The sequence below is a fragment of the Dactylosporangium sp. CA-139114 genome (assembly GCF_050955725.1).
GTDB lineage: Bacteria > Actinomycetota > Actinomycetes > Mycobacteriales > Micromonosporaceae > Dactylosporangium.
The window spans coordinates 113,087-138,171 of sequence record NZ_CP192080.1 but is presented as its reverse complement, the minus strand read 5'-3'; the positions used below and the strand labels follow the sequence as shown (position 1 = coordinate 138,171).

The 25,085-nt window shown below is 72.3% G+C and carries 26 protein-coding genes; 15 read left to right on the top strand and 11 right to left on the bottom strand.

Annotation, left to right across the window (positions count from 1 at the left end; translation table 11 throughout):
* Positions 1–14: 14 nt before the first annotated feature.
* The 3 genes from ACQP2P_RS00670 to ACQP2P_RS00660 are packed head-to-tail and all read right to left on the bottom strand — an operon-like array spanning position 15 to position 3,513.
* Positions 15–1,604, bottom strand: a complete 1,590-nt coding sequence (locus tag ACQP2P_RS00670) for a sensor histidine kinase (protein ID WP_433612222.1) — start codon at positions 1,602–1,604, stop codon at positions 15–17.
* Positions 1,601–2,329 carry a response regulator transcription factor gene (locus ACQP2P_RS00665; protein WP_433612220.1) on the bottom strand — a complete coding sequence of 243 codons (729 nt, stop codon included), beginning with the start codon at positions 2,327–2,329 and terminating at the stop codon, positions 1,601–1,603. The genes ACQP2P_RS00670 and ACQP2P_RS00665 overlap by 4 nt, the downstream gene beginning before the upstream one ends.
* Positions 2,330–2,340: 11 nt before the next feature.
* Positions 2,341–3,513 (bottom strand): efflux RND transporter periplasmic adaptor subunit, encoded by a 1,173-nt coding sequence (locus ACQP2P_RS00660; RefSeq protein WP_433612218.1) that lies wholly within the window; start codon positions 3,511–3,513, stop codon positions 2,341–2,343.
* A gap of 167 nt (positions 3,514–3,680) precedes the next feature.
* Between ACQP2P_RS00660 and ACQP2P_RS00655 the strand changes: the two genes are divergently transcribed.
* The 5 genes from ACQP2P_RS00655 (at position 3,681) to ACQP2P_RS00635 (ending at position 8,302) form a co-directional block, all read left to right on the top strand.
* Positions 3,681–4,250 (top strand): hypothetical protein, encoded by a 570-nt coding sequence (locus ACQP2P_RS00655; protein WP_433612216.1) that lies wholly within the window; start codon positions 3,681–3,683, stop codon positions 4,248–4,250.
* A gap of 226 nt (positions 4,251–4,476) precedes the next feature.
* Positions 4,477–5,199 carry a hypothetical protein gene (locus ACQP2P_RS00650; RefSeq protein ID WP_433612214.1) on the top strand — a complete coding sequence of 241 codons (723 nt, stop codon included), beginning with the start codon at positions 4,477–4,479 and terminating at the stop codon, positions 5,197–5,199.
* Between the two features lie 531 nt (positions 5,200–5,730).
* Complete coding sequence (locus ACQP2P_RS00645; RefSeq protein ID WP_433612212.1) at positions 5,731–6,420, top strand: response regulator transcription factor; 690 nt, start codon at positions 5,731–5,733, stop codon at positions 6,418–6,420.
* The gene (locus ACQP2P_RS00640; protein ID WP_433612210.1) at positions 6,413–7,774 is read left to right on the top strand and encodes a histidine kinase dimerization/phospho-acceptor domain-containing protein; all 1,362 of its coding nucleotides are present in this window, start codon (positions 6,413–6,415) and stop codon (positions 7,772–7,774) included. The genes ACQP2P_RS00645 and ACQP2P_RS00640 overlap by 8 nt, the downstream gene beginning before the upstream one ends.
* Before the next feature lie 81 nt (positions 7,775–7,855).
* Positions 7,856–8,302 carry a hypothetical protein gene (locus tag ACQP2P_RS00635; RefSeq protein ID WP_433612208.1) on the top strand — a complete coding sequence of 149 codons (447 nt, stop codon included), beginning with the start codon at positions 7,856–7,858 and terminating at the stop codon, positions 8,300–8,302.
* Here the strand turns inward: ACQP2P_RS00635 and ddaH are convergent.
* On the bottom strand, positions 8,299–9,084 hold the full coding sequence (ddaH, locus tag ACQP2P_RS00630) for a dimethylargininase (protein WP_433618896.1): 786 nt from the start codon (positions 9,082–9,084) through the stop codon (positions 8,299–8,301). The two genes, ACQP2P_RS00635 and ddaH, sit on opposite strands and share 4 nt — an antisense overlap.
* Before the next feature lie 65 nt (positions 9,085–9,149).
* Here ddaH and ACQP2P_RS00625 point away from each other — a divergent pair, with 65 nt between their 5' ends.
* Together ACQP2P_RS00625 and ACQP2P_RS00620 are read left to right on the top strand one after the other, a co-directional pair.
* Positions 9,150–9,659, top strand: a complete 510-nt coding sequence (locus ACQP2P_RS00625) for an Lrp/AsnC family transcriptional regulator (protein ID WP_433612206.1) — start codon at positions 9,150–9,152, stop codon at positions 9,657–9,659.
* A gap of 4 nt (positions 9,660–9,663) precedes the next feature.
* Positions 9,664–11,496, top strand: coding sequence for a beta-propeller domain-containing protein (locus ACQP2P_RS00620; protein WP_433612204.1), 1,833 nt, complete (start codon positions 9,664–9,666; stop codon positions 11,494–11,496).
* Positions 11,497–11,502: 6 nt separating this feature from the next.
* On the opposite strand, the gene ACQP2P_RS00615 is transcribed toward ACQP2P_RS00620, so the two are convergent.
* The 3 genes from ACQP2P_RS00615 to mobA all read right to left on the bottom strand — a co-directional run bounded on the left by ACQP2P_RS00615 (position 11,503) and on the right by mobA (position 13,557).
* A complete protein-coding gene (locus ACQP2P_RS00615) occupies positions 11,503–12,585 on the bottom strand; it encodes a T3SS (YopN, CesT) and YbjN peptide-binding chaperone 1 (RefSeq protein ID WP_433612202.1) in 1,083 nt (360 codons plus the stop codon).
* A gap of 151 nt (positions 12,586–12,736) precedes the next feature.
* Positions 12,737–12,973: a DUF6457 domain-containing protein gene (locus tag ACQP2P_RS00610; protein ID WP_433612200.1), complete on the bottom strand. Its 237-nt coding sequence runs from the start codon at positions 12,971–12,973 to the stop codon at positions 12,737–12,739.
* Positions 12,970–13,557 (bottom strand): molybdenum cofactor guanylyltransferase, encoded by a 588-nt coding sequence (mobA, locus tag ACQP2P_RS00605; RefSeq protein WP_433612198.1) that lies wholly within the window; start codon positions 13,555–13,557, stop codon positions 12,970–12,972. Before mobA ends, ACQP2P_RS00610 begins: the two co-directional genes overlap by 4 nt.
* Positions 13,558–13,759: 202 nt before the next feature.
* Between mobA and fdhD the strand changes: the two genes are divergently transcribed.
* The gene (gene fdhD / locus ACQP2P_RS00600) at positions 13,760–14,593 is read left to right on the top strand and encodes a formate dehydrogenase accessory sulfurtransferase FdhD (protein ID WP_433618894.1); all 834 of its coding nucleotides are present in this window, start codon (positions 13,760–13,762) and stop codon (positions 14,591–14,593) included.
* On the opposite strand, the gene ACQP2P_RS00595 is transcribed toward fdhD, so the two are convergent.
* From ACQP2P_RS00595 to ACQP2P_RS00580, 4 genes are all read right to left on the bottom strand, one after another.
* Entirely contained in the window at positions 14,535–15,767 is a 1,233-nt protein-coding gene (locus ACQP2P_RS00595) for a DUF4192 domain-containing protein (protein WP_433612196.1), read from the bottom strand. The genes fdhD and ACQP2P_RS00595 overlap by 59 nt on opposite strands.
* 169 nt (positions 15,768–15,936) lie before the next feature.
* Positions 15,937–16,470 (bottom strand): N-acetyltransferase family protein, encoded by a 534-nt coding sequence (locus tag ACQP2P_RS00590; RefSeq protein ID WP_433612194.1) that lies wholly within the window; start codon positions 16,468–16,470, stop codon positions 15,937–15,939.
* A 243-nt stretch (positions 16,471–16,713) separates the two neighbouring features.
* Positions 16,714–16,914 (bottom strand): DUF397 domain-containing protein, encoded by a 201-nt coding sequence (locus ACQP2P_RS00585; RefSeq protein ID WP_433082052.1) that lies wholly within the window; start codon positions 16,912–16,914, stop codon positions 16,714–16,716.
* A 28-nt stretch (positions 16,915–16,942) separates the two neighbouring features.
* Complete coding sequence (locus tag ACQP2P_RS00580; protein ID WP_433082050.1) at positions 16,943–17,782, bottom strand: helix-turn-helix domain-containing protein; 840 nt, start codon at positions 17,780–17,782, stop codon at positions 16,943–16,945.
* A 174-nt stretch (positions 17,783–17,956) separates the two neighbouring features.
* Here ACQP2P_RS00580 and ACQP2P_RS00575 point away from each other — a divergent pair, with 174 nt between their 5' ends.
* The 7 genes from ACQP2P_RS00575 (at position 17,957) to ACQP2P_RS00545 (ending at position 25,084) form a co-directional block, all read left to right on the top strand.
* On the top strand, positions 17,957–18,214 hold the full coding sequence (locus tag ACQP2P_RS00575; protein WP_433612191.1) for a hypothetical protein: 258 nt from the start codon (positions 17,957–17,959) through the stop codon (positions 18,212–18,214).
* Between the two features lie 8 nt (positions 18,215–18,222).
* Complete coding sequence (locus tag ACQP2P_RS00570) at positions 18,223–18,402, top strand: hypothetical protein (RefSeq protein ID WP_433612189.1); 180 nt, start codon at positions 18,223–18,225, stop codon at positions 18,400–18,402.
* An 863-nt stretch (positions 18,403–19,265) separates the two neighbouring features.
* A complete protein-coding gene (pdhA, locus tag ACQP2P_RS00565) occupies positions 19,266–20,399 on the top strand; it encodes a pyruvate dehydrogenase (acetyl-transferring) E1 component subunit alpha (protein ID WP_433612187.1) in 1,134 nt (377 codons plus the stop codon).
* Positions 20,399–21,382 carry an alpha-ketoacid dehydrogenase subunit beta gene (locus ACQP2P_RS00560; RefSeq protein WP_433082042.1) on the top strand — a complete coding sequence of 328 codons (984 nt, stop codon included), beginning with the start codon at positions 20,399–20,401 and terminating at the stop codon, positions 21,380–21,382. The genes pdhA and ACQP2P_RS00560 overlap by 1 nt, the downstream gene beginning before the upstream one ends.
* Before the next feature lie 14 nt (positions 21,383–21,396).
* Entirely contained in the window at positions 21,397–22,797 is a 1,401-nt protein-coding gene (locus tag ACQP2P_RS00555; RefSeq protein WP_433612185.1) for a dihydrolipoamide acetyltransferase family protein, read from the top strand.
* Positions 22,798–23,130: 333 nt separating this feature from the next.
* Positions 23,131–23,265 (top strand): hypothetical protein, encoded by a 135-nt coding sequence (locus ACQP2P_RS00550; RefSeq protein ID WP_433082038.1) that lies wholly within the window; start codon positions 23,131–23,133, stop codon positions 23,263–23,265.
* Positions 23,266–23,443: 178 nt separating this feature from the next.
* On the top strand, positions 23,444–25,084 hold the full coding sequence (locus ACQP2P_RS00545) for an LppU/SCO3897 family protein (RefSeq protein WP_433612182.1): 1,641 nt from the start codon (positions 23,444–23,446) through the stop codon (positions 25,082–25,084).
* Position 25,085: the final 1 nt, after the last annotated feature.

The following is a 25,085-nucleotide window of genomic DNA, read 5'->3' as shown; positions in this document are numbered from 1 at the left end:
GCTCGGAGCAAACCTCAGCGAACCTCGGAGTTGCCTCGGAATCCCGTTGCCCGCATTTCCACCGATTCGTCGGGGCGTTCGGGCTCCGATTCGACGCCCTCATCGAGGTCGATGTCGACGAATTCGTCGGGAAGGTCGTCGGGAAGGTCCAGAGCCGGCAGCAGCACCCGGAACGTGGCGCCCTGCCCCGGAGCCGTCCACAGCTCCACGCGCCCGCCGTGCGCCTGCACGATCGAGGCGACGATCGACAGCCCCAGGCCGGCGCCGCCGTAGCGGCGGGAGCGGGAGCCCTCGGCGCGGTACAGCCGCTCGAAGACGCGCACGGCGTCCTCCGGCTTCATGCCCGGGCCGGTGTCGCTGACCTCGATGCAGCCCAGCGGCGCGCCCTCGGGCAGCGTGGCCCCGACGGTCGCGATCGGCAGCATCTTCGGCGGCCCGGCGCGCCCGACCCTGACCACGATCCGGGTGTCCTCCAGCGTGTGCTGCAGCGCGTTGCTGACCAGGTTCGCCACCACCTGCCGCAGCCGGGCCTCGTCGCCCGCGACCGTGATCGGCTCGAAGGTCACCGAGCGCTCGTCCAGCGCCGCGAGCTGCACGAACCGCGTCGGCACCCGCACGTGCGCGTCCCGCACGGTGTCGGCGGCGACGGCGAGCAGGTCGACGGGGTGCTGCTGCAGCGGGCGCTCCTCGTCCAGGCGGGCCAGCGTCAGCAGGTCGTTGACGAGCAGACGCATCCGGCTGACCTCGGCCTCGATGCACTCCATCGCCTCGTCCAGGGCCGGTCCGGGCGGGGCTCCGCCGCGCCGGTACAGCTCGGCGAAGCCCTGCACGCTGGTGAGCGGGGTGCGCAGCTCGTGCGCCGCGTCGGCGAGGAACTGCCGGAGCCGCCGCTCCGAGGCCGCGCTTTCGTCGACCGCGCCCTCGATGCGGGTCATCATCGTGTTGAGCGCGATGCCGAGGCGGCCCGACTCGGTGTGCGAGTCGGCGTCGTCGATGCGGCGGGACAGGTTGCCGGCGGCGATGTCGGCCGCGGCCTCCTCCATGCGCGTCAGCGGCGCCAGCCCGACCCGGACCAGCGCGGCGGTGGCGATGCCGACCAGCGCGAGCAGGAAGAGGCTGATGCCGGAGGTGTACTGCACCATCTGGTCCCGCGTCGCCGCAGCGTCCTTGAGGGAGATCGCGAACGCCATGTAGCCGTTGCCCGAAGGCCATTCCTGCACGCGAACCCGCCACTGCGCGTTCGGGCCGTCGACGGTGAAGGGCTTCCCCTGCGTGGCCCGCTGCTTGATGTCGCCGAAGAGCTTCGGGTCCACGAGCGGTGTCTCGACGGTGCTGTCGAGCTTGCCGTCGCCGTTGAAGCGGAACACCTGGAACTCAGGCCCGGGCGAGAACTGGCCCTCCTGGCGCCGGTACTGGGTCGAGCTGGCCGGCGGACGAGCCCGCGCGGGGCCCATGAGCTGCTGGTCGACGCGCTGCATGAGGTACCAGTTCAGGAACAGCACACCGATCACATTCGCGGTGACCAAGGCGACCGCGGCGATCGACACGACCGAGACGACGATCCGCGTCCGGACCGTCCACTGTCGCCAGGGCCGCGGGTTCACCCCTCGGTTCTCGGCAGTCTCAGCGCGTAGCCGACGCCGCGGACCGTGTGGATCAGCGGCGGGTCCCACTTGTCGATCTTGCGGCGGAGGTAGTAGACGTAGCTCTCCACGATCCGCCCGTCGCCGCCGAAGTCGTAGTTCCAGACCCGGTCGAGGATCTGGGCCTTGCTCACCACGCGGCCGGCGTTCGTCAGGAGGTACCGCAGCAGATTGAACTCCGTCGGGGACAGGTCGACGCGAATGCCGCCGCGGCGCACCTCGTGCGCGTCCTCGTCCATCTCCAGGTCGGCGTAGCGCAGCACCCCGCCGTCGACGAGCTGCTGCTGCTCGCCCAGGCTGCGGCGCAGGATCGCACGGATCCGCAGCACGACCTCCTCGAGGCTGAACGGCTTGGCCACGTAGTCGTCGGCGCCGACGGTCAGCCCGGAGATGCGGTCCTCGACCGAATCGCGCGCGGTCAGGAACAGCACCGGCACCGGCTGGCCGCTCGTGCGCAGCCGCTGGGCGACCTCGAAGCCGTCGAGGTCGGGCATCATGACGTCGAGCACGACGAGATCGGGGCCGAACTCGGCGGCCGTGGCCAGCGCCTCGTTGCCCCCGGTGGCGACCCGGACCTCGAAGCCGGTCAACCGCAGCGTGGCCGAGAGCAGGGCGCGGATGCTGGCCTCGTCGTCGACGACGAGGACCTTCGGCTGGCGTTCGGTCGCCTGCGTCGCGATCGGCATCGGCTCCATCGTCACTGACCCGCCGCCAGGATCTCGTCGCCCTGGGCAAGTCCGCTCTTGATCTCGGTGTTGACGTCGCCGCGCAGCCCGGTCTCGACGGCCCGTTGCTCGTCCTTGCCGTTCACGCGCACGGTGACGAACCCGTCGTGCACGGCGGTCGAGGGGACGAACAGCACGTCGTCCGCGGACGCGGTGACTACTGCGACAGTAGCGCTCTGACCGTAGAGCAGCGTGTCGGGCACCTTGTCGAAGGAGATCAGGGCCGCGTAGCGCACCAGGCGGTTCGACACCGTGCCGGCCGGGTCGATCTGCAGGACCTTGCCGGCGTACTTCTCCGAAGCGTTGTCCGGCAGGCTGATCTGCGCCGTCTGGCCGACCTTGAGCGCGGCCACCTCGGCCTCGGTGAACTGGGCCTTGACGACCGCGTCGCCGGTGCCGGCGAGCGTGATCACGTTGGAGCCGGCCTGGCTGCCGACCGAGCCGCTGACCGAGAGGATCTTGCCGCCGATCGGTGCCGTGATGACGGTGCCGGCGAGCTTGGCGTTGGCCTGGGTGAGGCTCAGCTTGGCGTTGTTGAGCCGCTGCTGGGCGTTCAGGAGGTTGTCGCTGGTCTGCTGCACCTGGTTGGCGCGGGTCTGGGCGGCGTTCTGAGCATTACCTTGGGTTTTCTGCCCGACCTGACCGGCCTGACCGCCAGTCTGCCCGCCGGTCTGCCCGCCGGTCTGGCCGCCGGTCTGGCCGCCGGTCTGGCCGCCGGCCGATCGTGACGGATTCACGGCGGCCGCCGTCGTCGGGTTGCTCGTGGGCAGGGCCAGCGCGGTGTCGTGCGCGGTCACGGCCTTGGTCAGCGCGTCCTGCGCGTTGGAGACGCTCTCGGCGGCCTGGTCGACCGCGTCCTGCGCCGACGAGTCGTCGATCTTCGCCAGCACCGCACCCTCGGCGACGACGTCGCCGGCCTTGACGTTGAGCTCGGTGAGCGTGCCGCTGGTGGTGAACCCGAGATTGCGGGTGGCCTGGGCCTGCACCGTGCCGGACGCGGACACCGTGCTGCTGACCTGTCCCCGGCCCACCTTGGCGGTGCTGACCCGCACCGGGGCCTTCTCGTCGGCACTCGTCAGCACGACCGTCGTCACGGCTGCGGCCGCGAGCACGGCGACCCCTCCGGCCAGCCACCAGACCTTCATGGGAACGTAGTTCAGCGGGTTCTCCTCCCGGCCAGCTAGGCCCGACCTCAAAGTTCCCTGGGAGCCGCCGTCCGGCCGAATCGCGGCATTTACGCGCCTTGCGGTTGTGAGGAAATTTTGAGCTTCGGCCGACTTCCCGTCGAGCTTGGCGACGTTGCATCACACGGGTGACGAACAAGCGGATCGGCGGCGCCGCTCTGGCGCTCGCCGCGGTGGCGCTCTTCGCCGCCGCCTGCGGCTCCTCCGGCGACAACACCCCGACCGCCGCGGGTGCGTCGGGCGGCACGGACTACGCGTCCTGCCTGCGCAACAACGGCGTCGACCTCCCGCAGTTCAACGCGTCCGGCCGGCCCACCGCGCGCCCGTCGGACTTCCCCGACAGCCGCCCCTCCGGCCGGCCCCGCCCCTCCGGCGAGCCGCGCCCGTCCGGCAGCGCCGGCTTCCGCGGCGGCAACCCGGGCGGTGGCGGCTTCTTCGGCACGGCGGCCCCGAGCGGCGTCGACCAGCAGACGTGGGAGAAGGCCCAGAAGGCGTGCGCGTCGCTGCGCCCGAGCCGCTTCCCCGGCAACGGCGGCGGCAACCGCGGCAACGGCCAGGACGCGGCGTACCGCAACTGCCTCACCGATCACGGCCTCACCATCACCGGCCCCACCGACCAGCTCGACACCTCGGACGCGAAGGTCGCGGCCGCGGTGCAGGCGTGCGCCCCGCTGAAGCCCAGCCCGCGGGCGTCCTGACCATCGACCACCCGACCCCGCGCGCGTCCTGACCCATCGACCACCCGACCCGCGCGCTCCTGACCCATCGACCACCCGACCGGCCGGGCGCTGGACCCGGCGGTGCACGCCACCGGGTCACTGCGCCCAGCGCCTGGCCGGTCGGGTCGACACTTTCGGGCACACCGGGCTGGTGGCCGGTTCCCCGGCGGGTCACCGGGAACCGGCCACCGCGAACCATTCGGGCATGTCCGACACGCCGGACTCGCCCGAACGCGTGAAGGTCTTCACTCCAGGGTGCGCCGGCGTCGCACCCGCTGTGCGCCGGTCTCGCGGCCGCGAATCGGCCAATCCGGACATCGTGGGAGTGTCCGGATGCCGAGGCCGCGAGATCGGCGCTCCAAACGCGTGTCGGTGCGCGATCCCTCTCGTTGCGCACGGTATGGAAGCGCTGGACACCTTCTCACGGACGTTCCTGCCGGCCACGGCGCTGGCGAAGCTGCCGGGCGGCACCGTCGCGCGCCATGTCCAGGTGCTGCGCCGCTGCGCCGGGGACCGCGACGCGGTCGCCGTGGTCGCGCGGTGCACGACGAGCCGCGGCCGGCGCAACGTGCTCATGTTGACGCGCAACCGCCTCGTGGTGACGAGCGAGTCGGCGGTACTGCGCCGAGTCAGCCTCCACCTCAACGCCGACCTCCACCAGCTGGCCGAGGTGGCGTGGACGCCGGAGCCCGAGCGCACCGGGATTCAGCTGGGCGTGACGGCCATCGACGGGGTGCGCGAGAACCTTTGGATCCGCCTCGACTCGACGGCCGAGATGTGGCGGTTGGACGAGGCTCTGAAGCAGGCGTTCCGCACGCCTTGGGGCGTCATCGAGCCGGCGCGCGCCGCGGCTTCGACGGCTTCCGCGGCTTCCACTGTCCGCGCCACGGCACCCGCCAAGTCCCGCCCCGAACTGCGCCTCGCCTGACCCTCTCGCCGGCTTCGCGACCCCTCACCGAGGCCTCGCCTGGCCTCGCCAACCCCGCTGGCCGCCCGCTCGTCGCACCGCCGCCCGAACGCGCGCCCGCTCGTCGCACCGCCGCCCGAACGCGCGCCCGCACGCCGCACCGCTGCCCCGCTCGCCGGACCGCCGCCCGAACGCGCGCTCGTCGGACCGCTGCCCGAACGCTCGCCCGCACGCCGCCCCGCACGCCGCTACCCCGCTCTTCTCGCGGTGCGGCGTGCCGCATTGCTTGCTTGTCGCGTTGTGGCTCTAACGCGCTCCGATTCCGCCGAATCGTATTTATGCCCCGACAGGCGAAAAGTCCGATAAGTCGCGGCGCGGAGCGCCCGACTTATCGAGCAGCAGAGCGCGGCAGGAGCCCACACATGTGATCGGCCCGCCTCGACTGCGGGCGCTGGCTGCCGCCGCGAGGGGGCCGATCGCCATATTGATTTCCGCGGTGGCGCTTCCCCAAACATCTCCCGAACATGCCCAAGGCGCGAAAACCGTCAGAATGTGACGGTGGATCAGGGCAAAGGCCTCGTGGTCGTCGTCGAGGACGAGAAGCCGATCGCCGACCTCCTGCGGATGTACCTCGCCCGCGAAGGCTTCGGCGTGCACGTCGAGCACGACGGCCCCGGCGGGCTCGCGGCCGCGCGCAAGCTCCGGCCCGTCGCGTGCGTCCTCGACATCGCGCTGCCCGGCCTCGACGGCACCGAGATCTGCCGGCGGCTGCGCGAAGCGGGCGACTGGACGCCGGTGCTGTTCCTGACCGCCCGCGACGACGAGGTCGATCGCATCCTCGGGCTCGAGCTCGGCGGGGACGACTACATCACCAAGCCGTTCAGCCCGCGCGAACTGGTCTCACGCGTGAAGGCGGTGCTGCGCCGCACCCAGGGACCGCCGGACGTGGAGCAGGTGCGCACGGTCGGGCCGATCACGATCGACCCCGCGCGCCGTGAGTGCCGGGTCGGCGACGCCCCCGTGAGCCTCACGTCCACCGAGTTCTCCCTGCTGGCGCACCTCATGGGCCGGCCCGGGCGGGTCTTCACGCGGGAGGAGCTGCTGGGGTCGGTCTGGGGGTACGCGGCGCACAGCGGCACCCGCACCGTCGACGTCCACGTGGCCCAGGTGCGCGGCAAGCTGGGCGAGGCCGCTTCGGTGATCCGTACCGTGCGCGGCGTCGGATACACCGCCGATGCTTAAGTCCCTGGCCGCCCGCACGGCGCTCGTCACCTGCGTCGTCGCCGTGGTGTCGGTGCTCGTCACCGCGGCCGTCGGCATCCCGCTCACCGCGACGCAGGCCAACAGGGCCGCCCGGCAGCGGCTCGCCGACGACACCAAGCTCACCGCCGAGTTGCTGCGCCCGCGCTTCGTGAACACGCCCCGCAACCCCACCGACGAGGAGAACGTCGCCAAGCGCCTGGCCGAGCAGAACATCGAGGTGTACCTCATCCGCTCCGGCAAGCCCGACCGCGAGGGACTGCCCGCGAGCGTGGTCAAGGCGATCGCCGCCGGCCAGAACGTCGAGGTGCGCCTGGCCAAGGTGGGCGGGCGGGTCCGGCTGGTGGCCGGGCGCCCGATCGGCAAGGACGGCAACGGCGTGGTGCTGGCCGAGGCGCCGCCGGGCGGGGCGCTCAAGCGCTTCTCCAGCCAGTTGTGGATCGCGCTGCTGGCCGGGCTCGCCGCCGGGCTCATCGCCGGGCCGCTGCTCGCCCGGCGCATCGCGCGGCCGATCCGCAACGTGGCGACGGCGGCGAAGCGGCTCGGCGCGGGCGACCGCACGGTGACGCTCTCCCCCGAGGGGCCGGCCGAGGTCGCCGAGCTCGCGCACGCGGTCAACGCGCTCACCGCCGCCCTGGCCACGAGCGAGGGGAGGGAGCGGGAGTTCCTGCTGTCGGTCTCGCACGAGCTGCGCACTCCGCTGACGACGATCCGCGGCTACGCCGAGGCCCTCGCGGACGGGGTGGTCGGCGAGGAGGGCGCGCAGCGGGCCGGGCAGACGGTGCTCGACGAGGCCGAGCGCCTCGACCGGCTCATCGCCGACCTGCTCGTGCTGGCCCGGCTCGAGGCCGCGGACCTGCCGATCGAGGTGGTGGACGTCGACCTCACGCAGCTGCTCGCCACGACGGCCGAGGCGTGGGGCGGGCGGGTCGCGAGCGCGGGCCTGGTGCTGCGCACCGAGCTGCCGCCGTTCGGTGTCCCGGTGTCGACCGACCCGGGGCGCATCCGGCAGATCCTCGACGGGTTGCTGGAGAACGCGCTGCGGGTGGTACCGGCACAGGCCCCCCTGGTGCTCGCGCTCTACACGAGCCCGTCGGCGGCCTGGATCGAGGTGCGCGACGGCGGGCCCGGGTTCACGGACGAGGACCTGGCGGTGGCGTTCGAGCGGGGGGCACTGTCGCGGCGGTACCAGGGCATGCGCAAGGTCGGCAGCGGGCTCGGGCTGGCGCTGGCGGCACGGCTGTCGCGGCGGCTCGGGGCCCGCATCGACGCCGGGCACGCGCCCGAGGGCGGCGCCAAGTTCACGGTCAACTTCTCGTTGCGCACCGTGTCATGAAGACCGCCGGGGCGCGCCGGGGTTTGCGGCGCGGGATCTGAGGTATGGCACACCCTCGCCCTCTTGCGAGGAGGTACCCCGATGAAGCGACTAGGCCTGCTCTGCGGCGCGGCGGTCCTCACGTTCACCGGCGCGCTGCCGCCCGTCGCCGCGGCCGCGCAGCCGGCCCCGCAGCCCAGCGCGCCGCCGTCCGGGTCGCACGGCGACATGTTCAGCGACGTGCTGCACGGCGAGGGGCTCGTGCAGACGAAGCACGGCCCGGTGCGCGTCGCCATCCAGAACGGCGACGCGACGAAGGTGACCGACACCGCGCTGACCGTCCGCTCGTCCGACGGCTTCACGCGCACCTGGCAGCTGCCGAAGGACCTGAAGGTGTACGCCAAGCGGCAGGCCATCCAGCCCAGCGACATCAAGCCCGGCACCGAACTGACGGTCGCGGGCACCGCACCGGCTGAGAAGTCGGCCACGTGGACCGCGAAGCGGGTGATCGTGCGGACGCCCTCCCAGCCGTCCGGGCCCAACAGTTAGTCGCGCAGTTCGGCGACGCAGCACTTCACGCTGCCGCCGCCCTTCTTGAGTTCGCTCAGCTCGACCGGGACCGGCACGTAGCCGGCCTCGCGCAGCCGCGCCGCCAGCCCGGTCGCCTCGCTGTTGAGCACCACGTTGCGCCCGTCGGAGACGAGGTTGAGGCCGAACGCGAGCGCGTCGGACTCCGTCGCGATCACGGCGTCGGGGAAGAGCTGGGCGAGGACTCGCCGCGAGGACTCGGAGAACGCCTCCGGGTAGTACACGACGTTCGCGTCGTCCAGCGGGGCCAGCGCCACGTCGAGGTGGTAGAAGCGCGGGTCGACGAGCCGGAGCGAGACCACCGGCCGGCCCAGCGTCTCCTGCGCCTCGGCGTGCGCGGCGACCTCGGTGCGGAAGCCGTGCCCGGCGAGCACCAGGCCCCCGAGCGCCGCGGGCAGGTACGTGAAGTCGCCCTCGCCCTCGTTGGTCTCCGACGCCAGGTGGTAGCGCCAGCCGAGCGTGTCGTAGAACCGCCGGTGCGCGGCCGCCTCGGCGGTGCGCTGCGGGTATTTGAACTTCGCGCCGTAGACGACCCCGTCGACCGAGAAGGCGCCGTTGGCCGCGTAGACCATGTCCGGCAGGCCGATCTCCGGCGGTAGCACGTGGACCTCGTGGCCCAGGCGGACCAGCGTCTCGCGCAGGCCCTCCCACTGCTTCACGGCCAGCTCGGTGTCCACCCGGGCGGTGGTGTCCATCCAGGGGTTGATCGCATATTCCACCACGAAGTGCTCGGGTGGCGACATCAGGTAGGACCGCGTCACGAGATCAAACGGTAGATTTCCCGTGTTTCATAAAACAGCGAGAAAAGTTGCTTTCGAGAGGGGATTCGTTGCGCCTCGACCCGATTGACCAGCGAATCATTGCGCTGCTGCAGGAGGACGCCCGTTCATCGTATGCGGACATCGGCGAGCGGGTGGCGCTGTCCGCTCCGGCCGTGAAGCGACGCGTCGACCGGCTCCGATCCAGCGGTGTGATCCGCGGCTATACGGCCCTGATCGACCCGGGCGCGGTGGGCTGGACCACGGAGGCGTTCGTCGAGCTCTTCTGCACCGGGCGCACCTCGCCGGCCCAGTTGAAGGCGGCGGCCAAGCGGCATCCGGCGGTCGTGGGGGCGTACACCATCTCCGGCGAGGCCGACGCGCTCGTCCATCTGCGGGCGATGGACATGGCCGGGCTCGAGGAGGCCCTCGAGCGGCTGCGCGCCGAGCCGTTCGTGACCTCGACCCGCAGCATGATCGTGTTGTCGCGGCTGGTGGAGACCCTGGCCCCGCGAATCGCGGCCGACCCGGGAACCGTCGGGGGCCCGCCGCCGTCCTAGAGCCATGAACCGCGCCGCCGCCACGCTGAGCGCCCTGTGCCTGGTGCTTTCCGGGTGTACCGCGACATCGTCGGACCTGTCCGAAGTAGCCCGGAGCGGCCCCGCCCCCGCGCTGCGCCTCGTCGCCTTCGACGACTGCGAGAAGCTGGCCAAGGGGCTGCGCAAGGCCACCATGGACGCGGTCGGCCCGTGGGGCTTCAACACCCTGCCCGGAGGCATGCGCACCACCCTGAACAGCGGTGCCGTGCCCGAGGCGCAGGCGAAGGCCGCGGGCGGCGATCAGAGCTTTTCCGGTACCAACACCCATGAGGCGGGCGTCGACGAGCCCGACGTGGTGAAGACCGACGGCAAGCGGATCGTGACCCTCGCGCACGGCCGCCTCGTCGTGGTCGACGCCGCCTCGCGGAAGGTCGACGGCACGCTGGCGCTCGACGGCGCGAGCGACAGCGCCAAGCCCGCCGCCGGCGCCGACCGGCTGCTGCTGGCCGGCGACCGGGCGCTGGTGCTCGGCTTCGACTACGCCGATCCGCAGCAGGGCGGGCCGCTGCTCACCCTCGTCGACCTGGCCGGCGCGCCGAAGGTCGTGAGCACCTACCGCACCGACGGCGCCCTGCTCGACGCGCGCCAGGTCGGCGGCGTCGCCCGCGTCGTGATCCGCTCGGCGCCGCGGCTGGCGTTCCCGGAGCACTCGAAGTTCCCGGACGACGAGGCCCGGCTGGCCGCCAACCGCTCGGCCGTCGCCGCCGCGCCCGTGGAGGCCTGGCTGCCGCGGTGGAGCTCGACGGACGCCGCGGGGAAGAAGACCGACGGGCACGTCGGGTGCGGGGCGGTACAGCTGCCGGAAACGTATTCGGGGACGTCGCTGCTCACCGTGGCCACCTTCGACCTCGGCGCGGCCGGCCTCGGATCCGGCGAGCCCGTCTCGGTCGCGGCCGACGGCGGCATCGTCTACGCCAACGGCCCGAGCCTCTACGTCGCCAACGACCAGCGCTGGCGCGTGAACGGGCCGCTGGTCAAGCGGGCCGGCGCGGCGCCGGACCCGAAGACGCAGCTGTTCAAGTTCACGATCGCGGGGACGGCCCGGCCGAAGTACGCGGCGGCGGGTGAGGTGCCCGGGTGGCTGCTCAACCAGTACTCGATGTCGGAGTGGGACGGCCGGCTGCGGGTGGCGACGACCGCGGACGACGCCTCGACCGTCTACGTCCTCGAGCAGCGCGCCGGCGCGCTCGCCGAGTCCGGCAAGGTCGGCGGGCTCGGCCGGGGCGAGAAGATCTACTCGGTGCGGTTCATCGGCACGACGGCCTACGTGGTCACGTTCCGCCAGACCGACCCGCTCCACACCCTGGACCTGAGCGACCCCGCCGCGCCCCGCGCGCTGGGCGAACTCAAGATCACCGGGTATTCGGCGTATCTGCACCCGGCCGGCGACGGACGCCTGCTCGGCGTCGGGCAGGAGGCCAACGAGCAGGGCCGCGTGCAGGGCCTGCAGGTGTCGCTGTTCGACGTGCACGACCTGACCGCCCCGGCGCGGCTGGCCCAGTTCCAGGTGCCGGGGTCCGGCTCCGAGGCCGAGTTCGACCCGCACGCGTTCCTGTTCTGGCCCGCGACGGGCGCCGTGGTCCTGCCGGTGCGCGGCGAGCAGCCCAGCGCCCTGGTCCTGTCGGTGCACGACAACCAGGTCACGGAGGCGGGGTCGATCACGCACCCGGCGGCGCGCTACGCCCAGATGCGGCGCTCGCTCGTGATCGGCGGGACGCTGTGGACGCTGTCCGACCAGGGCCTGCAGGCGAACGATCTCGTGACGCTCGCCCAGCAGGCCTGGCTGCCGCTGGTCTAGAGGTTCCTAGAGGTACATGCCCGTTCGCTCGCTGTCGCCGGTGATCGCCGGCTTCGGCTTGTCGCCCTCGCCGAAGAAGCGCTTCCCGCCGAACTCGCCGTGCAGGCGGTCGTCGAGCTCGTCCGCGAGCCCGGTCATCACCTGCACGGCGAGCATGAGGTGCGTGGCCTGGAAGTCGCGGCCGAACACGGGGACGCTGGCCCAGACCGTGTCGTTGGTGCAGTACAGCCGGCCGATCGGCATCCGGTTGGTGAGCTCCGACAGCTTGACGTAGAGCCGCTCGGTCGGCTCGATCTCGGTCAGGATCGGCGAGAAGACGTCGACCAGGGGCGGGTTGTCGCGCACCCGCACGAACACCATCGCCGAGCCGGAGCGGATGCCGATGTCCCCGTCGGGATCGATCGGCAGCTCCTCGGGCGTGGTCTTCATGAGCTTCGCGACGACCGTGGTCACCTTGTCGTAGAGCGGCAGGTCCTCGGTCTGCTCGTTGAGCTCCGCGAGGCTGCCCGCGCCGGGCCGGACCGCGTCCGCGGCCTCCACCAGCGACGCCAGCGACCGCGCCACCCCGAGCGCCGGCACCGGGGCGATCTGCCCTTCGGCGTCGTGCGCCAGGTAGGTCAGGAACGCCGGGTGCGGCGCGCCGTAGATGTCGCGCAGCGTGCGCGTGATCAACCGGCTCAGCTGCGGCGCCTCGGCCTTGCCGACCCGCAGCCCGAACGACTCGCCGGAGCCGGCCACGACTCCCGGCGGCGACCAGCCGAGCGCCACGATCTCCGCGATGACGGTGCGGTCCAGCCGATACGCGGCGGGCAGGTCGGCATTGCTCACCGCCGTAGCCGCGAGCTGGTCGCCCTCCTCGCCGGTGACCTGGACCGAGTAGATCGCGTCCCCGGTCCCGGAGGCCGTGGGGTCGAGCGTCAGGTCGAGCGTGGTCCCGGGCGCGAGGTCACGCAGCCCGTCCACGAGGTGCCGCGCAAAGTCCCGCCAGGCCTCGGCCACCTTCTCCTTGAGGTTGCCGCCCGCGGGATCCTCGTCGTCGAACAGCGCACTCTCGAATGCCGCGCCGCCGTCGCCGGGCTCACCAGCCATGATCGCCTCCCTATCCCCGCGCCCTCACCCTATCCAGAGTCGATCGCTCACTCGGCGGGGGTGGCCAGGCGGGTGAACTCAGCGGTCGCGGCCTGCACATCTGCCGCACGGACCACCGCCGGCCCCAGCGGACCCGGGCAGGGCGGATCGATCATTCGCCGCCGATGGCCAGCCGGCTCAGCTCACCGCTCGCGGCGTGCACGTCCGCCCCGCGCCCCACCGCCAGCCCCAGCAGAAACGCGGTGAGGGGCGCCCCGGGCCGGGCCACGTTGTGCGCCACGTCCCGCGCGAGGTCGAGCACCGCCTTGCGCGTCTCACCGTCGGGCGCGTCGACGCCGAGCGCCGCCGCCGCGGTGTCCAGCCACTCCCCGAGCACGTTCTCGCTCACAGCCCCACCCTTCGGAGATCTTCCTCGGTATCGCAGTCGACGTACGGCGCCTTCGCCCCGTCCCACCGCACCTCGACAACGCTCAGGTCCTTGACGAGCCGCCGAAGCGACCCGCCGGCGGTGTCCCCGAACGCGTGGATCGCCCGCCAAAGCGCGGCGCGGTTCCAGACCCCGCAGAGCAGCTGCCGCCGCCCGTCCTCGTCCACGAACAGCGCCCCGTCGGCGTCTCCAAGTGCATCCATCAGGACACGGAGCGCCTGCGCGGACATATACGGCAGATCCGCGGCAAGCAGCGCGACGACGCCGACTTGCTCGAGTCCGGCCAGTCCGGCAGCGGCCGCGGCGACCGGCCCTCCCCCGGCGGGCTCCTCCCGGACGACCCGCACACCGGCCGGCATCTCGCCCCGGTCGGGCCCGACCACGACGACGGGCGCGGCCCCGGCCTCCACCGCGGCGCGCACAACCCGCGTCAACATGGGCACCCCGCCGACGGCGATCATCGGCTTGTCCCGTCCGTGGAGCCGCGAGGCCCCGCCGCCGGCGAGAATCACCGCCGCGAGCGTTTCCAGTTGGCCGTCGAGCACAACGAGAACTTACCGTCGGACGAGAACGGGAAACGCCGACGAACGCCGCCGTCAGGAGGGCCGCACCATGGGCCGCGTCACGCAACGCCGCACCATCGTCCGGATGCACCTGGCCGCCGGCCAGACCGAGCCTGCGCCCCCACGGCCACCGGCGACCGCAACGCCCCCACCCGCTCCCGACGCCGCACGGCTCACCGCCACCATCTCGCGGCCGACCGACGAGCGGGTCGAGGCGCAGGTCGAGGCGCGGGTCGGGCCGGACACGCTCGCCGCCGAGGAGCCGCTCGAAATCCGAGTCGGCGGGCAGGCCCTCGCCGTCACCATGCGCACGCCCGGTGACGACCTCGACCTCGCGATCGGCTTTCTGCTGACCGAGGGCGTCATCGGGCGAGCCGCGGACGTGGTCACCGCGAAGTTGTGCGCCGGCGACGAGGAGCCGAACTCGTACAACGTCGTGGACATCCGGCTGGGCGCCGACGTCCCCGCGCCGGTCGCTCAGCAGGCCGCCCGCAACTTCTACACCACCTCCTCGTGCGGCGTGTGCGGCAAGGCGAGCATCGACGCCGTGCGCACCCGCTCGACGTTCGACGTGAGCCGCGACCCCCTCACCGTCACGCCCGCCGTCCTGGCCGGGCTCCCCGGCACGCTCCGGCGTCGCCAGCGCGCGTTCGACACGACCGGCGGCCTGCACGCGGCCGGGCTGTTCACGGCCGGCGGCGAGCTCGTCTGCCTCCGCGAGGACATCGGGCGGCACAACGCGGTCGACAAGGTCGTCGGGTGGGCCGTCCGCCAGGAACGGCTCCCCCTCGCCGAGCACATCCTCATGGTCAGCGGGCGGGCCGGCTTCGAGCTGTGCCAGAAGGCCTGGATGGCCGGCATCCCGCTGCTCGCCGCCGTGTCCGCGCCGAGCACCCTCGCCGTGGACATCGCGGCCGAGGCGGGGCTCACGCTCGTCGGCTTCCTGCGCGGGCCGACGTTCAACGTGTATGCCGCCCCTCATCGTGTCCAGGGCGCTCCGGCCCTCCCTCGCCGTTGACGGGCGCGTCTTCCTCGCCGAGGCCGGCGGCCCTCAGGCTGTCCTCGGGCCCGAAGACCCAGAAAGCGGGGGCCGTGTTGCCGGAAGGGCCGGGGCACAGCTTCGATCGAGCCCCGGAACCGGTCCGCGCGAAGGAGGAGGCCCGCACGGCCACCCGGCGCGTGGTCCGGCGGCGGGAGCGCCCGAGCGGCGGCACCTGCCTCGGCGACAGCCCGCGCGCGAGGATCTCGGCCATGAGGGCGGCCGCGGAGTAGCCGGGATCGGCGTCCAGCGCCCGATCCAGCGCCAGCGAGGCGTGCAGGCCGTTGCCGGTGCGCCAGGACAGGTACGACAGCAGGGTCGCCGACGGCGCGACCGCGGACGGTTCGCAGCGGCGCACCAGGTCGGTCCACAGCTCGCGGTGCGCCTTGGCCAGGCCGTTCGCGCGGCGCACATCGCGGTCGAGGCGCTCCCAGGCCCGGTCGCGGAAGTCGACCACGAGCAGGAGCACCTGCAGCCACGCGATCTCGTCGTCGGTGAGCCGGCGCCCGCTCGCGTAGCAGGCCAGGGCCGCGTCGAGGGCGGCCCGGCCCTCGGCCACGGCGGCCGTGCGCACGCCGCTCGGGTCGCGGCCGGCCACGAGGCGCAGGACGCGCAGATTGGCCCGGTCCCCGGCCTCCTCGATCGCCTCGAGGGCCGGCCCGCTCGGCCCGGCGAACGTGGCGGCGACGGCGGCCCGATCGGGCAGTGCGACCAGCCCGGCGAGGGTGGCCTCGGCCGCCGCGATCGACGTCGCCGGGTCGAACGCGCGCCCCTCGGGCGGGCAGCAGCCGGGGACCTCGCACAGCAGCGACCAGTACCGGCCCTCGTGCGTGCGCAGCAGGTCCAGCACCGCGATGCCGCGCTCCGTCATCGCCGCGCCCACCGCGCGCAGGAACGGCTCGGTCCGCTCGGGCGGGCCGTAGCCGATGAGCATGGCGCCGTCCATCGCGTTGCGCCGGAACAGGCGTCCGTAGTGCTCGGCCAGCACCGCGGCGGCGTCGTGGTCGTCGGGCAGGTCGCCGCGCAGTTGCAGGTGCAGGCCGCAGCCGCGCAGGCCGAGCGCGACGAGGCTGTCGGTGGGGTGAAACCCCATGAGGTAGGGCATGGCCGAGAGGAGCTCGGCGGGTCCGCGCAGGCGCAGTCGGGAAGCCATGCCGACGAGCCTGGACCGCCCCGGGTCCGCCCGGAAGCCCGAATCGTGGCCTGTGGACAACCGTCCACAGGGGCCTACGTCGCCGCGCGAGATGTGCTAACGCGCGCTCGAAAACGGACCAGAGCCAGATTGAAGACAAGCGACAAGTGGCGCGCGGCGCCCTGATCGACTAATACCGGAACCGGCGGTCATACAGGTCGATGCCGTCGTCGAACGTTGCGCTCGAAGGCCGCAGATCGATCGCCAGCGTCACCCGGGCCAGCGCGTCGTAGCCGGCCGCGTGCAGGCATCGGATGGCGTCCAGGTTCCGCGCCGAGGGCGAGATGCTCAGCTGGCCCAGCCCGCGCCGCCGGGCCTGGTCGGCCACGTGGGCCAGCAGGGTGCGGCCGATGCCCTCGCCGCGCCGGGAGGCGGAGACCACCAGCGGCTCGACCTGGCCGCCGCGGCCGTCCAGCAACAGCCCGACCATGCCGAGGACCCCGCCGCTCACGTCCGCGGCGACCCACATGCCGGACAGGTCGAGCCGGGTGAGGTACTCCTCGAAGGCCGCCCCCGAGTCGTCGTCGGACGGGCCTCCGTAGAGCCCGGCATCCGCCGCGGTCATCTCGGCCCACAGCTGCCGGCACGCGCGATGGTCGGTCGGACGGTACGACCGGATCGTGAGCGCGGACACCTGCGTCGCCGGCGACACCTGAGTGCTCATAACTCATAGTTACTCCGCCGGGCCGGATCGCGACACCCACATCGCAGGATTGCTACCGGGACCGATTCGCCGCTTTTTGCTGCATCCCGCGACTGAAGAGCAGGCGGTATCCGGGCCCGGATGCGAGGGATAGCATCGAAAACGGCTCGCAGCTACGACGAAGGGACGACCCGGTCGGGGGTCGTCCCTTCGCTGTTCACCGCATGTGTTGCACCGCCCCGGCAGATGGGGCGGGAGTCCCCGCTACGGGAGGCGGAATTCGCCGTCCACGTCGACCGCGGCGATGAAGGTGTCCCATTCCGCGCGGGTGAAGCGAACCAGGCCCGCGTCGGGGGAGTTGGAGTTGCGGACCTCGACGACGCCGTCGACGAACCGCGCTTCTACGCACTGTCCGTTGTTACCGCTTCGCGTGGGCTTGTGCCACTGCTCGTTCAGCGCAGCCATCTGCGCACTCCTTCGGGTTGGGCCGGACTCAGTTCGCAGAATCCTCGATCAGCTTGATCGACTCCAACGGGCTGAGCGCGGCAGCTCGCAGATTCTCGAACACGTCGGCGTAGCGCTGGACATCATCGGCGGCCGGGTAGATGTCGCCGGTCATGGCCTCGGCGTACACGACGCTTGGTGCATCTTGGAACTTGAGAATCGCGAACGATCCGGCCATGCCGGCATATGCCCCTCCGGAGAAGGGCAGGACCTGGACCGTCACGTTTCTCTCCCGGCCCATGTCGGCCAGGTGCTTGCGCTGCGACCGCATGACGTCCGGTCCGCCGATGCTGCGCCGGATGACGCTCTCATCGAGGACCGCGATGAGCTGCAGGGGCTGTTCGGCGCGGCTGAGCAGGTTCTGCCGCTCGCGGCGCGCCTTGACGTGGGCTTCGACGGCATCCTCGGACTCGCTGGGAGAGGCCGCGAGCAGCGCCCGCGTGTACTCCTCCGTCTGGAGCATCCCGGGCACCACGAGCGCCTCGTAGTCGCGCATCTCGATTGCGTTGGACTCCAACCCGATGTAGCGGGAGTAGCTCGCGGGCAGGTCGCCGTAGCGGGCGAACCAGCCTCGCGTCTTGCCCTGACGCGCGAGGACGACCAGGGTGTCGATCTGTTCCTGGTCGGTGACCTCGTAAATCTCCAGCAGACGCTCCAGCGTGCTGCGCCGGATGCCGACCTTGCCGCCTTCCATCCGGCTGATCGTGCTCGGTGAGCAGTCCAGCTGCAGGCCGACGTCCTCCGTGGTGAGCCGAGCCTTCTCGCGCATCTCGCGCAGCTGCTTGCCCAACTGGAAACGGGGGAACGTGGGGCTGTGGGCGCTGGACACCGCTCACCTCCATTACTCAGCACGAGTGTGTCCGTTACCGGGGTGGCGCGCAAGCGCGTGTTGGGTAAGCGATTGCCTTGCTCTACTCAAGTTCGCAACACCGTATTGCCGTGCGTAACTTGCACGTGCATTCTGAATGCGTCAGATCGCACCTCGGCCGGAGGGAGATCAGTGGTGTTCGAGAACGACACGCTCCTGCTCGAAGGCGCACCACGGCTCTTCGGCATTGTCGCCGATCCACTCGATGACGACCACCCGCAAGTCGTCGCCTGGGGACATGAGCTGCCCGACCAGGCAGTACTCAGCTGGCGCCTCGGCAACGGCAAGACGGAGGTCGCCGTGTTCCGCTCCGCCGAGGCCGCGCTCGCCACGGCGCAGCAGCTCTACAACGCGCGCCTGCTGTGGACCGCACCCGCGGTCCAGGGGGTCTGAGGAGCATCATGCCCGTCATCTACGACCACGCGGTCACGGACGCGCGGCGCCGGGTCGAACACCACCAGCCCGTCACGGGCCGGCCCGGCGGCGGCTGCACGGCGGGGTGCACGCACTGGCCGTGCAAGCCCTTCGCGACGGCATGGGCGGTCGTGACGCGCAACTCGAACACGCGCGCCGGACGGTGACGCCCCGAAAGCCGAATCGGCCGACCGGAACTGTCCGATCGACCGACCCTGGTGGATACCGTATGACGACTCTTTGATGGTGCTGTCCCAGCCGGGCCACGCCCGGTCCTGTATCGGCGTCTCGTCCGTCTTCGGGGGTGACGCCTCCATCGAGGGGTTGAGGCGATGGGGCGTTCTGCCGGAAGTACCGCTGCCGCCTCCCGATCCCCCGGAACCCTGCGTGGACCGTGGAGTCGTGCGGGGCCGCAGCGGCGGCTGGGGCGCGGTCGGCACGGCGGCGATCCAGTGACCACCCGCCGGCCCCGAGGCGTGCGGGCCGGACGCGGGGCCCGAGCCCACCACGACCGGACCCGGCTGCGGGTCGGCCACGACAGGGGTGCGGGTCGGCGGCGCACTGTCCAGCGTCGCGCTGCCGGCCGCCACGACGATCATCGTCGGCACCGAGGTGAGCAGAACCAGCAGCGCGGAGATCAGCAGCGGCCGCCGGTTGGGCGAGAACAGCCGATGGTTGCGCACGTCCGAGGACAACGGAACTCCAAACTCAGCGGGGTCATTCGGACTAACGCGACGTAACGCGGAGAAGATCTGCCCGACGTGGGGGGATTTTCCGGTATTAGCCCGTCGGTGAGGGCCGACTCCAGGGTGTCGACGGACACGCCTTCTGCGATGCTGGACACACACCGGCAACGGGGCCGTAGCCTCCGCATACCCTGCGAGGCAGAGCCCGGGGTCGGCTCCCGGGCACGAATCCTCGTGCCCACCCGCGACGCGCCGATCCCACCGGGTCGCCGCGTGGCAGACACCCCCGCCGCGTGGCAGGGTCAACCCCCGCTGCCGACGCGAAAGACGACAGGGAGATACGGATGGCGAAGGGCGAAGTCAAGGCCCGGGCGTCAGGAACACGGGCCGCGCCGGAACCCGCGTTCGTGCAGCTGCTCACCCCCGAGGGCGACCGGGTCGAACACCCCGACTACACGGTCGACTTCACCGATGACGAGTACCGCGCCCTCTACCACGACCTGGTCGTGGTCCGGAAGCTCGACGCGGAGGCCACCGCGCTGCAGCGCCAGGGCGAGCTCGGCATCTGGGCGAGCCTGCTGGGCCAGGAGGCGGCCCAGGTCGGCTCCGGCCGGGCCCTGCGCGCGCAGGACATGGCGTTCCCGACCTACCGCGAGCACGGCGTGCTCTACACCCGCGGCATCGACCCGATCATGCCGTTGAGCCTGTTCCGCGGGGTCGACCAGGGAGCCTGGGACCCCAACGAGTTCAAGTTCAACATGTACACGATCGTCATCGGCGCACAGACGCTGCACGCGACCGGCTACGCCATGGGCATCACCAAGGACGGCAAGGTCGGCTCGGACGACGGCGAGGCGGTCATCGCCTACTTCGGCGACGGCGCCACCAGCCAGGGCGACGTGAACGAGGCCTTCATCTGGGCCTCGGTCTTCAATGCGCCGCTGGTGTTCTTCTGCCAGAACAACCAGTACGCGATCTCCGAGCCGCTCGAGCGCCAGACCCGCGTCCCGCTGTACCACCGCGCCAGTGGCTTCGGCTTCCCCGGCCTGCGCGTGGACGGCAACGACGTGCTCGCCTGCTACGCGGTCACCCGCAAGGCGCTGGACGACGCGCGGCACGGCCAGGGCCCGTCGCTCATCGAGGCGTACACGTACCGCATGGGCGCCCACACCACCTCCGACGACCCGACCCGCTACCGCATCGCGAGCGAGGTCGAGGCCTGGCAGGCGAAGGATCCCATCAAGCGGCTCCGCGCGTTCCTGACCAAGCAGGGCATGGCGAAGGACGACTACTTCGACGCCACCGACGAGGAGGCCCGGGTGGCCGCCGTCAACCTGCGCGAGCGCGTGCTCTCGATGCCGGACCCCGACCCGATGACGCTGTTCGATCACGTGTACCCCCACGGCTCCCCCGAGCTCGAACAGCAGAAGGAACAGTTCGCCAAGTACCTCGCGTCCTTCGAGGGGAGTGGGCACTGATGGCCGCCGCGGAGAACCTCTCGATCGGCAAGGCGCTCAACACCGGCCTGCGCCGCGCCATGGAGCGCGACGACAAGGTCCTCATCATGGGCGAGGACGTCGGCAAGCTCGGCGGCGTCTTCCGCATCACCGACGGGCTGCAGAAGGACTTCGGCGACGAGCGGGTCATCGACACCCCGCTGGCCGAGTCGGGCATCGTCGGCACCGCGGTCGGCCTCGCCATCCGCGGCTACCGCCCGGTGTGCGAGATCCAGTTCGACGGGTTCGTCTACCCGGCGTACGACCAGATCGTCTCCCAGGTAGCCAAGATCCACTACCGCTCCGGGGGCAAGCTCAGCCTGCCGATCGTCATCCGCATCCCGTTCGGCGGCGGCATCGGCGCGGTCGAGCACCACTCGGAGTCCCCGGAGGCGTACTTCGCCCACACCGCCGGCCTCAAGGTCGTCTCGCCCGCCACGCCCGACGACGCGTACTGGATGATCCAGCAGTCGATCGAGTCCGACGACCCGATCGTCTTCATGGAGCCCAAGCGCCGCTACTGGGAGAAGGGCGAGGTCAACGTCGACTCGGCCAGCCTGCCGCTGCACGCCTCGCGCGTCGCCCGGCCCGGCACCGACGTCACCGTGATCGCCTACGGCCCGATGGTCCGCACCGCGCTGGACGCCGCCACCGCCGCGGCCGAGGACGGGCGCTCCATCGAGGTCATCGACCTGCGCACGCTCTCGCCGCTGGACATGGCGCCGGTGTACGAGTCGGTGCGCCGCACGGGCCGGGCGGTCGTCGTGCACGAGGCGCCCGGGAACCTGGGCCTCGGTTCGGAGGTCGCGGCCCGGGTCACCGAGGAGTGCTTCTACTCCCTCGAGGCCCCGGTCCTGCGCGTCACCGGCTTCGACACTCCCTACCCGGCCGCGCGCCTGGAGGAGGAGTACCTGCCGGACCTCGACCGGGTGCTCGACGCCGTCGACCGCTCGTTCGGGTTCTAGGGGGCCGCGCGCACATGACCAGGGTCAAGGAGTTCAACCTGCCCGACCTGGGCGAGGGCCTCACCGAGGGCGAGATCCTCAAGTGGCTGGTGGCCGAGGGCGACACGATCACCCTCAACCAGCCGATCGTCGAGGTCGAGACCGCCAAGGCCGCGGTCGAGATCCCGGCGAAGTGGGCCGGCAAGGTGATCCGGATCTTCCACGCCGAGGGCACCATGGTCGAGGTCGGCCACCCGATCATCTCGATCGACACCGACCCGGCCGCGGGCGACCTGCCCGCCGGCGCGCCGACGCCGTCGGCCGCCTCGCTCGCCGCCGTCGAGGTGGCCGGCGACGGCCCGGTGGAGCCCGGCATGATCGGCGGCCCCGCGCCCGGCGGCCGCACCGCGGTGCTGGTGGGCTACGGCCCCCGCACGACCGCCGCGAAGCGCCGGCCTCGGGTGCCCGCCTCGGAGCCGGCGCCCGTCGCCGCGCCCCCGCCACCCCCGCCCCCGGCTCCGGCGGCGCCCGCGGCTCCGGCTCCGGCCGCCCCGGCCGCCCGGAACGGCGCGGTGCTCGCCAAGCCTCCGGTGCGCAAGCTGGCCCGGGATCTCGGCGTCGACCTGAGCACGATCGCCGGCACGGGCCCGTCGGGCTCGATCACGCGCGACGACGTGCTCGGCGCCCAGTCGGCCCCCGTCGGGGCCGCGATCCCGGCCCCGGCCCGGGCGCCCGGCGAGCGCGAGGAGCGCATCCCGGTCAAGGGCGTGCGCAAGCTGACCGCCGAGAACATGGTGGCCAGCGCGTTCACGGCCCCGCACGTGACCGAGTTCCTCACGGTCGACGTGACCCGCTCCATGAAGGCGCTCGAGCGGCTCAAGGCGCACCGCGACTGGCGGGACGCGCGGGTCTCGCCGCTGCTCATCGTGGCCAAGGCGTGCCTGCTCGCCCTGCGCCGCCACCCGCTGGTCAACTCGGCCTGGGCCGGCGACGAGATCGTGGTCAAGCACTACGTCAACCTGGGCATCGCCGCCGCCACCCAGCGCGGGCTCATCGTGCCGAACATCAAGGACGCCCAGGACCTGACCACCCGCGAGCTCGCCGACGCGCTGACCACGCTGGTCGGCACCGCGCGCGACGGCAAGACCCCGCCGGCCGACATGACGGGCGGCACCTTCACGATCACGAGCGTCGGCGTCTTCGGGGTGGACTCCGGCACCCCGATCCTGCCCCCGGGCGAGTCGGCGATCCTCGTGTTCGGCGCCGTACGCGAGCAGCCCTGGGTCCACAAGGGCAAGATCAAGATCCGCCAGGTGACCACCCTCGGCCTGTCGTTCGACCATCGGATCATCGACGGCGAACTGGGCTCGAAGTTCCTCCGCGACGTGGGCGCGTTCCTGGAGGACCCGGAGGGCGCCCTGCTCGCCTGGAGCTGACCCGGCACCCACGCACCTCCAACGGTGGCCTCGCGCACTCGCGCGGGGCCACCGTTGCCGTTGCGGTTCGACAAGTCCTGAGTCCGAGTCGGGCCAGTCATGCATCAAGATCGATATCCGCGCGAAAAGCGGCCGCGAGCAGGCCAATTCGCGCGCGGTGGACTGCCCCGCGGATGTCACATGGCCGACGAACAGGGCGTTTGCGCAGGACGGAGCCTACGAATCATCGGCGGGTGGGCCGCGTCACCTCGTAATCGCTGGCTCTGGATCACCGTTTCGGCGTGTAATGGATGTGAAGCAAGTACATCCCTTACAACTCCCTGAGGAGCCGTCGTGAGCACCCTGTTCGAGCGCATCAAGGCCCGCCGCAGCCACGCCCGCCGCATGGACGCCATCGAGCGCGCCATCGCCAAGAACCCGTCCAGCGCCCTGCGCGACGAGCTCTACGCCATGATCAACCGCAACTAGGCCGAAGACCTTGCACACCCCCGAACCGCCCCGGTCCGACCTCCCCGGACCGGGGCGGTTGTGTGTCTGTTGTCCGGTGCTGGTTTGCTGAACATCCGAACCGACGAACCTCGGCACCGGCTCTGGGATGTCACACTCCGGTCGACTACGGTCGGGATCTGACCAACAGGAGGCACGCATGACGTCCGACCAGCAGCACCCGTCCGAGCAGCCGGACGAGGCTGCGTCGAGCACGCCCCCGCCCGGCCGCCCCCCGGCCGTGCGCGCGAAGGCGTCGGTCCCCGTCCCGTCCTCGCCCGCCCCGGGTCAGCAGCAGCCCGGCCACGACCCCGCCGACGCGGACCCCGCGGCCCGCCCCGGCCCGTTCCCGCCGGCCGGCCCGACCGCGCCACCGGCCGCCATCCCGCCGCAGGTCCCGCCCGCCGCCGCGGCCTACCCGCCGCCCGCCGCGCCGCCACCGTCCTACCCCCCGGCCGCCGCGCCGCCACCGTCCTACCCCCCGGCCGCCGCGCCGCCACCGTCCTACCCCCCGGCCGCCGCGCCGCCTCCGCCGCCGTACCCCCCGGCCGCCGGCTCCGCCCAGCCCTACTCCCCGGCCGCCCCGGTGCCGCCCACGAGCGCACCCCCCGCGCCCCAGTTCCCGATGCCGGCCCAGGCCCTGCCGAACATTGACGCCCCGCCCGCCTCGGGCTCCGCCCGAGTCCCCGGTGCCAGCGGATCGGCGAGCGTCCCGGGCGTCTCCGGCTCCGCGAGCGTCCCCGCCCCGGGCGCCGGCACCACCTACGGCTCGGCGAGCGTCCCCACCACCTACGGCCAGCCGACGACCTATGGCCAGAGCCCCGCGCCGGCCGCCGTCCCCGGCCCGCCCGGAAGCTTCCCGGGATTCACGCCGGCGAACCAGAACCCCGTGAACCCGAACCCCGCCCACCAGCCGCAGGACGAGCCGAGCCCCGCCCCGGCGGATCCGAGCCCGAACCCCTGGGCCCCGACCTCCGGCGCGGGCGCATCAGGATCGGCGAGGGTCCCCACGGGTAGCGCCAAGGTCCCACCCCCGAACCCCGAGGTCCCCGCCCCGGTCAACCTGGGCCAGATCCCACCGGAGCCGGGCCCGCGCACCTACGGCGCACGAGCCCAGGTCACCCCGACGTCGGCCCCACCGGCCGGCTACCAGGCCGCCACCCCGGCCAGCGCGCCGCCGTTCGGCACCCAGCCCTCAAGCGCCCCGCCGTTCCCGGCGCAGCAGTTCGGCGGAGCCGCCCCGTCGAGCGCCCCGCCGTTCCAGGCGCAGCCGTTCAGTGGTGCCCCGGCCGGAGCCGCCCAGGTCAGCGGCGCGGGCACCGGCATCTACCAGGCTTCTCCGGCCCCCGACGGCACCTACCAGACCTCGGCCCCGCCCGCGACCGGCCAGTTCCCGGCGTCGGGCGCCCCGCCGTACGGCGACCTCGTCACCATGCCCGGCGAGCACCAGCCCCATGACGGCGAGCCGGTCCCGACGCCCGAGCCCCCGGTCAAGAGCCGGCGCGGCCTGCTCATCGGCCTGCTCATCGTGGCCGCGGTGTTCCTCGTCGCGGTCGCCGGCACGGCCATCATCGTGAAGATCAGCGGCGCGGGCGGCACGAGCTTCGCGGTCAACTCCTGCGTGAAGCAGGACGGCGACTCGGCGACCGGCGTCGACTGCTCGAGCAAGGACGCCTTCAAGATCGTGTCGAAGGTCGACAAGCCCGAGAGCTGCTCCGACGCGAGTCAGCCGTACATCGTGCTCCAGCACAAGGGCGAGAAGGACCAGGTGCTCTGCCTCCGCCCGGCCAGCGAGAAATAAG